The 9,949-nt window shown below is 68.7% G+C and carries 9 protein-coding genes and 1 pseudogene; all 10 read right to left on the bottom strand.

Annotated features, from left to right (window positions below):
* Window positions 1-397, bottom strand: a 397-nt coding sequence (locus tag Y694_RS25310; protein WP_231497481.1) for an HDOD domain-containing protein, incomplete at its 3' end; no start/stop codon positions are given.
* Window positions 398-462: 65 nt separating this feature from the next.
* A pseudogene (locus tag Y694_RS27005) lies at window positions 463-876 on the bottom strand (hypothetical protein); the annotation flags it as partial.
* A gap of 78 nt (window positions 877-954) precedes the next feature.
* Window positions 955-2,310, bottom strand: coding sequence for a type III glutamate--ammonia ligase (gene glnT, locus Y694_RS01905; RefSeq protein ID WP_036229358.1), 1,356 nt, complete (start codon window positions 2,308-2,310; stop codon window positions 955-957).
* Entirely contained in the window at window positions 2,303-3,583 is a 1,281-nt protein-coding gene (gabT, locus tag Y694_RS01900) for a 4-aminobutyrate--2-oxoglutarate transaminase (protein ID WP_011829505.1), read from the bottom strand. Before gabT ends, glnT begins: the two co-directional genes overlap by 8 nt.
* A gap of 49 nt (window positions 3,584-3,632) precedes the next feature.
* Window positions 3,633-5,132 carry an aldehyde dehydrogenase gene (locus tag Y694_RS01895; RefSeq protein WP_011829504.1) on the bottom strand — a complete coding sequence of 500 codons (1,500 nt, stop codon included), beginning with the start codon at window positions 5,130-5,132 and terminating at the stop codon, window positions 3,633-3,635.
* A complete protein-coding gene (locus Y694_RS01890) occupies window positions 5,129-5,500 on the bottom strand; it encodes a cupin domain-containing protein (RefSeq protein ID WP_011829503.1) in 372 nt (123 codons plus the stop codon). Before Y694_RS01890 ends, Y694_RS01895 begins: the two co-directional genes overlap by 4 nt.
* A 44-nt stretch (window positions 5,501-5,544) precedes the next feature.
* The gene (locus tag Y694_RS01885) at window positions 5,545-6,933 is read right to left on the bottom strand and encodes a DUF3138 family protein (protein ID WP_011829502.1); all 1,389 of its coding nucleotides are present in this window, start codon (window positions 6,931-6,933) and stop codon (window positions 5,545-5,547) included.
* Between the two features lie 55 nt (window positions 6,934-6,988).
* Complete coding sequence (locus tag Y694_RS01880) at window positions 6,989-7,855, bottom strand: ABC transporter permease (RefSeq protein WP_011829501.1); 867 nt, start codon at window positions 7,853-7,855, stop codon at window positions 6,989-6,991.
* Window positions 7,852-8,799, bottom strand: coding sequence for an ABC transporter permease (locus Y694_RS01875; protein ID WP_049820890.1), 948 nt, complete (start codon window positions 8,797-8,799; stop codon window positions 7,852-7,854). Before Y694_RS01875 ends, Y694_RS01880 begins: the two co-directional genes overlap by 4 nt.
* A 17-nt stretch (window positions 8,800-8,816) precedes the next feature.
* A complete protein-coding gene (locus Y694_RS01870) occupies window positions 8,817-9,932 on the bottom strand; it encodes an ABC transporter ATP-binding protein (protein ID WP_011829499.1) in 1,116 nt (371 codons plus the stop codon).
* Window positions 9,933-9,949: the final 17 nt, after the last annotated feature.

Here is a 9,949-nt window from a genome sequence, read left to right as displayed (position 1 = left end):
CGCCGGGCGCCGCGGCCGACGTGGCCACCGCGGTCAGTGAGGGCGTGACCTGCCAGCTCGCTGCGACGCGGCCGAACAACGCGTCGCAGCGCGGCTGCAGTGCGCGCGAGAACGCGGCGCTCAGGCGGGGCGAGACTGCCGGCGGCGGCTCGTCGAACAGACCGCTGCGGTCGAGCGCACGGAGCGCGACGGTCCAGCCGCTGTTGTGCATCAGTCCCGCGAGGTAGGCGTCGAAGGCGTCGACGCCACCGGCTGCGGCCAGAGCGCGGCAGTGCTGGGCCTTGGCCTCGGCGTGCTCCCAGAGCCGCGGGCCGGAGCGCGCGAACAGGCCGTCGCCCTCGGACTCGAACATCGGGCGCAGCACGACACGGGCGATGGCAGCGTTGAGCCCGGCCACGCCGAGCCGCGCCAGCGCCTGCTGCAGGTCCGGCGGCGGGCCACCGGACGCACCAGCGCGGCGCTGCGTGCCGCACGCATCACCTCGGCGGTGAGCACCAGGTCGCGGCCGACCTGCTCGGCCAGCGCCGGCAGCGCGCAATCGGGGCGGCGCAGCAGGGCCAACAGATGGGGAATGACGGTGCGGGCGCGCGGAATCAGCTCGAGCGGCGCCTCGGGGCGCTGGATCAGCGCATCGACGACGCGCAGCGCGCGCCGCTCCTGCAGGGTCGGGTCGGCCTGCTCCACGACCGACTCGAGCGCCAGCAGCCAGGGCAGCAGCGGTGGGGCTGCCAGTTCGTCGAGCGGGTCATCGAGGTCCAGCCGCGGCACAGCGGCCGCCACGGCGGCAGCGACGGCCGGCGAAACGGGCAGCGGAGCAGGGCGGGCCGGGGGCGGGCCGCCGCGAACTCGCACGAATCGATGCCACCACGCTGCCATGGGTCCTGTCCGGAGTATTCCCGCGTCATCGGCCCCGCCGCGCCGGACTTGAGCCTCGGTCTGCCGGCGGGGCGAGGCTCAGAACGTCGCGCCGTAGCGCGCGTGTTCCCAGTCGCTGACGTGGCGGGCGTAGTCGATCCACTCGGCGCGCTTGAGCCGCACGAACTCGCGGTGCAGCGTGTCGCCGAGCGCGCCGTGCAGCAGCTCGCTGGCCTCGAACGCGTCAACCGCCTCGCCCAGGCTCTGCGGCAGCATCGCGATCCTGCGAGTCCGGATCTCGGCCAGGCTCAGCGCGAACAGGTCGTCGGTGCAGGCCGGGCCGGGATCGAGCTCGCGGTCGATGCCGTCCAGCCCGGCCGCAATCAGCGCCGCGGTCGCCAGGTAAGGATTGGCCGAGGCATCCGGCACGCGCCACTCGAAGCGGCCGGCAAGCGTGCGCACCAGCGCCGTGCGGTTGTTCGGGCCGTGCGCCACGTAAGCGGGCGCCCAGCTGGTGCCCGACAGCGATTCGCCCACCACCAGGCGCTTGTAGCTGTTGACCGTGGGCGCGGCCAGCGCGCACAGCGCCGCGCTGTGGGCCAGCACACCGGCGACGAATTGTCGTCCGAGCCGCGACAGTGGCTCGGCGGCATCGGCCGCGTCGAACAGGCAACGCCCAGCGTCCCACAGTGACACGTGGAAATGCAGCCCGCTGCCCGGCTGGTTGGCGAAGGGCTTGGGCATCATCGAGAACACGCAGCCACGCTGTTCGGCGAGCGCGTGCGCGGCCAGCTTGAACAGCATCACATGGTCGGCGCTGCGCAGTGCCTCGTCGTGGCGGAAGTTCAGCTCGTACTGGCCGTGGGCGTCCTCGTGGTCGATCTGCAGGACCTGCAAGCCAGCACCTTCGAGTGCGACGCGCAGCGCCTGCAGGAAGCCTTGCTGGCGCGGCAGGCTCTTCAGGTCGTAGCTCGGCTTGTCGAGCCGGTCGGCATCGTCGGCCGGCACGTAGCGCGTGCCCTCGCGGCGGAGCAGGAAGAACTCGGGCTCGATGCCGGTCTGCAGCGTCCAGCCGCGCGCGGCGAGGCGGGCCGTGGCGCGCTTGAGCACCTGGCGTGGACAGGCATCGAAGGCGCCGCCATTGACGAAGCCGTCGCCGACGAGGCGAGCGACACCGGGCATCCAAGGCAACGCCTGCAGCGTGGCGGCGTCACCGCGTGCGTAGTACTCGGCCCTGGGGCCGGTGCGCGGCAGGCCGGTGCCCCAGATCGACGGGCCGGCGAATCCGGCGCCATCGGTCAGCACGGTCTCCAACTGGTGCAGCGGCACCAGCTTGCCCTTGGCGACGCCGTGCAGGTCGGTGAACTGCACCAGCAGCGTGTGCACGCCCTCGGCGGCGAGCGACGCGCCCGCCGAGCGTGCGAACTCGGCGAGCGAACTGGGCGCGTCAGCCACGCGAGGCTGCCTTCAGCGCATCGCTGAGGATGCCCAGGGCCTCGCCGAACACCGCATGTTCGATGGTCAGCGGGAACAGGAAGCGCAGCACGTTGCCGTCGACGCCGCAGCTCAGCAGGATGAGGTGTCGGCGCAGCGCCTCGGCCTGTACGCGCTTGGTCATGTCGGCGTCGGGCGCCTGGGTCTTGGGGTGCTGGAACTCGACCGCGACCATCGCACCCAGCCCGCGCACGTCGGCGATCTGCGGGACCTCGGCCCGCAGGCCGTTGAGCAGGGTCTTGAGCTCGTTGCCGAGCTGTTGCCCGCGCTCGGGCAGCTTCTCCTCGGCCATCACCTCGATCACGGCGTGGGCCGCGGCGATGGCCAGCGGGTTGCCGGCATAGGTGCCGCCCAGACCACCCGGGGCCGGTGCGTCCATGATCTCGGCGCTGCCGGTCACCGCCGACAGCGGCAGGCCGGCGGCCAGGCTCTTGGCGCTGACGAGCAGGTCGGGCACGACGTTGAAGTGCTGCATCGCGAACATCTTGCCGGTGCGACCGAAGCCGGTCTGCACCTCGTCGGCGATCATCACGATGCCGTGCTCGTCGCACAGCTTGCGCAGCCACTTCACCGCCTCGGCCTGGATCACGTTGAAGCCGCCTTCGCCCTGCACCGGCTCGAACACGATGGCCGCGACGCGGCTGGGCTCGATGTCGGCCTTGAAGAGTTGCTCGACCGCCTTCTTCGCCGCATCGAGCGAGGCGCCGTGGCAAGGGAAGGGGGCGTGGTAGATCTCCGGCGGGAAGGGGCCGAAGCCGGCCTTGTAGGGCTGCACCTTGCCGGTCAGCGCCACCGCGAACAGCGAGCGGCCGTGGAAGGCACCGCCGAAGGCGATCACGCCGCCGCGCCGGGTGTGGGCGCGGGCGATCTTGACGGCATTCTCCACCGCCTCGGCGCCGGTCGAGAAGAAGGCGGTCTTCTTGGCGTGCTTGCCGGGCGTCATGGCGTTGAGCTTCTCGGCCAGCGCGACGTAGCTCTCGTAGGGCACGACCTGGTAGCAGCTGTGCGTGAAGCGCTGCAGCTGGGCCTCGATGGCAGCCACCACCTTCGGATGGCGGTGGCCGGTGTTGAGCACCGCGATGCCACCGGCGAAATCGATGTAGCGCTGGCCCTGCACGTCCCACAGAAGCGCGTTCTCGGCGCGGTCGGCGAAGAAGCCGGCCATCACGCCCACGCCGCGCGGCGTGGCGGCCGCCTTGCGGGCCATCAGCTGTTCGTTGCGCGAGATCTTCATGCTCGTCTCCTCTGCCTGCTTGGTGGGCGACGCGGCCCCAACAAGGTCTTCAGGCCGCGTTGATGCGCAGCCAGGTCGTCTTCAGCTCCGTGTACTTGTCGAAGGCGTGCAGCGACTTGTCGCGGCCATTGCCGCTCTGCTTGAAACCACCGAAGGGCACGGTGATGTCGTCCTCGTCGTACTGGTTCACGTGCACCGTACCGGCACGCAGCGATGCGGCGACACGGTGCGCACGATCGATGTGCGAGCTCCACACGCTGGCCTGCAGGCCGTACGGCGAATCGTTGGCGAGGCGGATCGCCTCGGCCTCGTCCTTGAAGCGGATGATCGACAGCACCGGCCCGAAGATCTCCTCGCGTGCGATCTTCATGTCGTTGCGCACACCGTCGAAGACCGTGGGCTCGACGTAGTAGCCGCCGCTGTCGGTGCGCGCCTGCGTGCCCCCGGCCAGCACGGTGGCCCCTTCGGACCGTCCGGCATCGATGTAGCCCATGACCGTGCGCAGCTGGCCGTCGTCGACCAGCGCGCCCATCACGGTCTTGGCGTCCAGCGGGTCGGCGGGTCGGTACTGCGGCGCCTCTGCGGCGACGCGCCTCGCGAAGTCGTCGGCGATGCTCTCGTGCACCAGCAGCCGCGAGGGCGCGTTGCAGCTTTCGCCCTGGTTGAAGAACATGCTGCCGGCCACGGTGGCGGCGCAGCGGTCGAGGTCATCGAAGTCGGGAAACACCAGGAAGGCGCTCTTGCCGCCGAGCTCGTTGTAGACGCGCTTGAGGTTGCTGCGCCCGGCGTACTCCAGCATCTTGCGACCCACGCGGGTGGAGCCGGTGAAGCCGATCGCGTCGACCTGCGGGTGCAGCGCCAGCGCCTCGCCGGCCTCGTGGCCATAACCGGGCACCACGTTGAACACGCCGGGTGGCAAGCCTGCAGCCAGCGCCAGTTCGGCCAGGCGCAGCGCGGTCAGCGGACTCTTCTCACTGGGCTTGAGCACCACCGAGTTGCCGGCCGCCAGCGCGGGGCCGAGCTTCCAGGCGGCCATGATCATCGGGTAGTTCCAGGGCACGATGGCGCCGATCACGCCCATCGCCTCGCGACGGATCAGCGCCAGCGCGCCGGGCCCGGTGGGCGCAATCTCGTCGTACACCTTGTCGATCGCCTCGGCATACCAGGCGATGCAGCGTGCGGTGGAGGGCACGTCGACGCTGAGCGAATACTGGATGGGCTTGCCCATGTCCAGCGTCTCGAGCAGCGCGAGTTCCTCCTTCGCGGAGAGGATCTTCTCGGCGAAGGCCTGCAGCACGCGCTTGCGCGCGGCCGGGGGGCGCCGCGACCAGCGGCCGTCGTCGAAGGCGGCACGTGCCGAGGCGACCGCGTCGTCGATGTCGGCCGACTGGCCACGCGCCACGCGACCGAGCACGCGGCCGTCGATCGGCGATATGCAGTCGAAGGATTCGCCGGCCCGTGCCGGATGGCGCTCGCCGCCGATCACGGCGCGCCCATCCAACGTCAGGGCGGCGGAGCGGGCATGCCAGTCGATCGTGGCGGTGGTCATGGGGTCTCCTTCAGGATCATGATCGCGTACAGTTTCTTCACCGGCGTGAGGTTCTCCCACACACCCTGGTAGCCGCCCGGCACCACGAAGGCGTCGCCGGCTTTCAGGCGGGTCTGCGCGCCGTCGGCATCGGTGAGCTGCACTTCGCCTTCGAGCAGCTGGCAGAACTCCTCCTCATGGTCCGCGTACACCACGCGCCAGGCGCCGATGCCACCCGACCAGACGCCGGAGAAGAACTGTCCGCTCGGATCGGTGTAGTGGTTCAGCGTCTCGAAGCGCGGATCGCCGCGCAGCCGCCGCTCCGGCGCCGGACCGCCCGGCTCGGCGGCGGTGGCGGCGGTGTGGAAGGGGAGAGGGCGCCGGACCATGGTTGGAGGGTCCTGCCGCAGCCGGGGCCGCGGCAGGACACGGTTCAGAAGAACACGACGATCGAGGCCCCGAGCAGCTGGTTGGTCTTCTTGAAGCCGCCGCCGTCGACATCCTCGAACACGGCGCGATCCGCGCCGTCGAAGCGGTACTCCGCCTTCAGCGTGGTGTTCTGGTTGAGTGCGTACTTCAGGCCCACTGTCAGCGCGTAGCGGTTCGCGCCGCGGTCCAGGTCACCGGCGAGATCCGGGCCGATGCCGTTGCGGCCGTCGTTGCCGTAGACCAGCAAGCCGTTCTCATCGATGAACGAGTAGCCGTTGTAGGTGTACAGACCGCCGCCGTTCTTCTCGTTCTTGAGATAGTCGGCGCGCACGAGGCCCTGCAATCGCGGCGTGATCGCGTAGCCGGCGAGGCCCGAGACGCCGTACCAGCGCGCATCGCGGTAACGGCCCGAGGCATCGGGCGTGACCGCGCCTTCCTTCTGCTGGCCGTAGCTGAGCTGACCCTGGACCGTCCAGTCACCGCGGATGAAGTAGCCGTCCACCTCGAACAGGTGGGCCATGGTGTTGTAGCCGGTATTGAAGTTCGGTGACTTGCCGTGCAGGCCGGCGAAGCCGAAGCCGTTGAACTCGCCCTTGGAGTAGTCGACGCGGTAGACCAGCGCCGGCGACTTCTCGCCCGGGCCGCGCTGGGTGGCGTTGACGTTGGCGATCATGCCGCGCATCCACCACTTGCCGCTGGTCACGTCGAGTCCGACGCCGGTGTAGCCGAGCGGCAGCGTGAAGTCGTACAGCAGGTTGTGGGTGGTAAAGGGGTTGAGCGTGGGCTGCTGGTACTCGTAGCCTGACCAGTCCGGAATCTGACCGGCGATCAGCCGCGTCTGCAGGTCGCCGAGCGGCACCGAGACCGAGGCCTCCTGCACGATGCTCAGGCCGTCGATGGCGGCACCGACGCCGCGGTTCGGCGTCAGGGTGAGCTTCCAGCGCGTACCGCTGTCGGTTTCCTTGGTGAAGTCGATCGACGCCGCGCCCATGTAGGACGTGTCGTAGAAATAGCCGTCACCCTGCTGGTTGAGGAACTGGAAACCTGCGCGGTCCTGGCGCTGGTTGTAGATGAAGACCGGCTCCACGTAACCGGTGATCGTCAGGCCCTTGAAACCCCAGGCCTCGAGGTTGTCCTCGATCGACTCGGTCTTGACCTGAACGCGCGCGAACTCCTGCGCCTGCTCCGGCGTCATGCCCCATTGCGCTGCGGCGGGCGCCGCGGCCGGTGCGGCGGCCTTGCTCTCGGCCGACTTGAGCTTGCTCTCGAGCTCGGTCACGCGGTCCTTCAGCGACTGCAGTTCCTTGAGGAGGTCGGCATTGCTCTGCGCCCGGGCGGCGGGGAAGGCCGCGGCCAGCGCGAGCACAAGCGCCGTGGATTGCAGGTTCTTCATCGGTCGGGACTCCTGTTGACGGTTGTTCGGTTTTCTTCGGGGTGGCAGGGATTCGTCAGCCGCCGTCGCGTTGCGCCTGCGCCATGGCGCGGCTGCGTTCGCGCTCGGCGCGGGCGATCAGGTAGCTCGCCGTGATCACACCGATGAACACGATGGTGATGATCACGGTCGCCATTGCGTTGACGCTGGGATTCACGCCCAGGCGCGCGCGCGAGAAGATCACCAGCGGCATCGTGGTCGAGCCCGGCCCGGACAGGAAGGCCGACAACACCACGTCGTCGAGCGAGATGGTGAAGGTGAGCAGCCACGCCGAGACCAGCGACTGCGCGATCATCGGCAGCGTGACCAGCGTGAACACCTGCGCCGGCCGCGCGCCCAGGTCCATCGCCGCTTCCTCGAGCTGCGGGTTGAGTTCCTGCAATCTCGCCTGCACGACGACGGTGGCGTAGGCCATCCCGAGCAGCAGGTGGCCGAGCCAGATGGTCAGCGTGCCGCGCTCCGGGAAGCCCAGCGCACGCTGCACCGACACCAGCATCAGCAGCAGCGACAGGCCGACGATCACTTCGGGCATCACCAGCGGCGCGCTCACCATGCCGCCGAACAGCGTGCGGCCGCGAAAGCGCGTGTATTTCACCAGCGCGAAGGCCGCCAGCGTGCCGAGCACCACCGAGCCGCAGGCCGTGAAGAAGGCGATCTTCAGGCTCAGCCACAGGCCCGAGAGCATCTCGTTGTCGGTGGCGAGCTTGGCGTACCACTTCAGCGTGAAGCCGGCCCAGACGCTGGGCAGCGGCGAATCGTTGAACGAGTAGATGACCAGCGCGACGATCGGCAGGTACAGGAACAGGTAGCCGGCGCCCAGCCAGCCCCGGGCGAACAGCCGCGCGAAGCCGGCGCCGAACAGGGTACGGCGTCCGCTGCTCATCGCCGGGCCTCCTGCGTCTGGGCCTGGTAGCGGTTGAAGATCGCCAGCGGCACGATGATCAGCAGGATCATCACCACCGCGACGGTCGATGCCATCGGCCAGTCGTTGTTGCTGAAAAATTCGTCCCACAGCACGCGGCCGATCATCAGCGTCTGCGGCCCGCCCAGCAGTTCGGGAATCACGAACTCGCCGACGCAGGGGATGAACACCAGCATCGAGCCGGCGATGATGCCGGCCTTGGACAGCGGCACGGTGATCTTCCAGAAGGCTGTGGCCGGCGTGGCGCCCAGGTCGGTGGCCGCCTCCAGCAGCCGCAGGTCCATCTTGGACAGGTTCGCGTACAGCGGCAGGATCATGAACGGCAGGTAGGTGTAGACCATGCCGATCACCAGCGAGAACGGCGAGTTCATGAACTTGCCGAGCGAGGGAATCAGGCCGCCGGCCAGCAACAGGTGGTCGATGCGCAGCGCGATCAACAGGTCGGCGACCCAGCCGTTCTCGCCCAGCAGCCCCTTCCACGCGTAGACGCGCAGCAGGAACGAGGTCCAGAACGGCAACATCACCAGCATCAGCAGCGCCGGCTGCAGCGTCGCCTTGGCGCGCGCCATGAAGTAGGCGAAGGGGTAGCCGATCGCCAGGCACAGCACCGTCGTGACGGCGGCGTACTTCAGGCTCGACAGGTAAGTGGAGAAATAGAGGTCGTCCTGCGTGATGTAGATGTAGTTGCTGAACTTCAGCGACAGGTTCATCACGCCGTCGCTGACCGTGATCAGGTCCTTGAAGTGCACGTTCTCCATTTCGGAGACGCTGATCTTCATGACGATCAGGAACGGAAACAGGAAAAACACCAGCAGCCAGACGTAGGGGATGCCGATGACGGAGCGCCGGCCGCCCAGCAGGCCGGCCAGACGCCCCAGCAGCGGCACCTGCCGTACCCTCGCCATCAGGTCGGGGCCGCCGCTCATTGCGTCAGCACCACTTGCGACGACGGCGACCACGAGGCCCAGGCGGTGTCGCCCCAGGTCAGCTCGACGTCGCGATGCCGCTCGACGTTGCTCTGGCTGATCTTCAGCACGGCGCCGCTGTCGAGCTGGAGGTGGTAGACGGTGAAGCTGCCGAAGTAGGACAGGTCCTTGATCGTGCCGCGCGCGCGGTTGTGCGGGCCCGGTGGTTCGTCGGGGCCGAGGCCGATTTTCTCGGGTCGCACCGCGACGCTGACCGTCATGCCCTCGGTACCGGTGATGCCGTGACCGACGAGGTGGCTGCAGTCCTTGCAGGAGATCACCACGTGATCGGGGTGGTCCTCGCTCAGTGTCCCTTCCATCAGGTTCACGTTGCCGATGAAGTCGGCCACGAAGCGCGTGGCCGGCGTCTCGTAGACGTCGGCCGGCGCACCGACCTGCAGCACCTTGCCCTCGCTCATGATCGCGATGCGCGAGGCCATGGTCATGGCTTCTTCCTGGTCGTGCGTCACCATCACGCAGGTCACGCCGACCTCCTCGATGATGTTGACCAGCTCGATCTGCGTTTCCTCGCGCAGCTTCTTGTCGAGCGCGCCGAGCGGCTCGTCGAGCAGCAGCAGCTTGGGCCGCTTGGCCAGGCTGCGCGCCAGCGCGACGCGCTGCTGCTGACCACCCGAGAGCTGGTGCGGCTTGCGCTTGCCGTACTTGCCGAGCTGGACCAGCTTGAGCATCGCGTCGACCCGCTGCGCGACCTCATCCCGGGGCATGCCGTCGCGACGCAGGCCGAACGCGATGTTGTCCCACACCGTGAGGTGCGGGAACAGCGCATACGACTGGAACATCATGTTGATCGGCCGCTCGTAGGGCGGCATGCCGGCCAGGTCCTGCCCGTTGAGCACGATGCGCCCGGACGTCGGCGTCTCGAAGCCCGCCAGCATCCGCAGCAGCGTGGTCTTGCCGCAGCCCGACGAGCCCAGCAGCGCAAAGATTTCGCCCTGGGCGATGTCGATGCTGACGTGGTTGACCGCGACGGCACCGCCGCCGAAGTCCTTCACCACGTCCTGGATCTGCAGGTAGCCGCTGGCGGCCTTTGCGCCGCCGTTGTCGTTCGCCATCACGCCCTCCCTCGTTA

Origin of the sequence: Methylibium sp. T29-B (assembly GCF_000576225.1) — a bacterium.
GTDB classification, from domain to species: Bacteria; Pseudomonadota; Gammaproteobacteria; order Burkholderiales; family Burkholderiaceae_C; genus Methylibium; species Methylibium petroleiphilum.
This window is presented reverse-complemented; position numbering and strand designations above follow the sequence as displayed.

Excerpts from the sequence above, each read along its gene's own strand:
- Y694_RS01890 (WP_011829503.1), bottom strand. The coding sequence starts at position 5,500 with ATGGTCCGGCGCCCTCTCCCCTTCCACACCGCCGCCACCGCCGCCGAG.
- Y694_RS01875 (WP_049820890.1), bottom strand. The coding sequence starts at position 8,799 with ATGGCGAGGGTACGGCAGGTGCCGCTGCTGGGGCGTCTGGCCGGCCTG.
- Y694_RS01895 (WP_011829504.1), bottom strand. The coding sequence starts at position 5,132 with ATGACCACCGCCACGATCGACTGGCATGCCCGCTCCGCCGCCCTGACG.
- gabT (WP_011829505.1), bottom strand. The coding sequence starts at position 3,583 with ATGAAGATCTCGCGCAACGAACAGCTGATGGCCCGCAAGGCGGCCGCC.
- Y694_RS01870 (WP_011829499.1), bottom strand. The coding sequence starts at position 9,932 with ATGGCGAACGACAACGGCGGCGCAAAGGCCGCCAGCGGCTACCTGCAG.
- Y694_RS01885 (WP_011829502.1), bottom strand. The coding sequence starts at position 6,933 with ATGAAGAACCTGCAATCCACGGCGCTTGTGCTCGCGCTGGCCGCGGCC.
- Y694_RS01880 (WP_011829501.1), bottom strand. The coding sequence starts at position 7,855 with ATGAGCAGCGGACGCCGTACCCTGTTCGGCGCCGGCTTCGCGCGGCTG.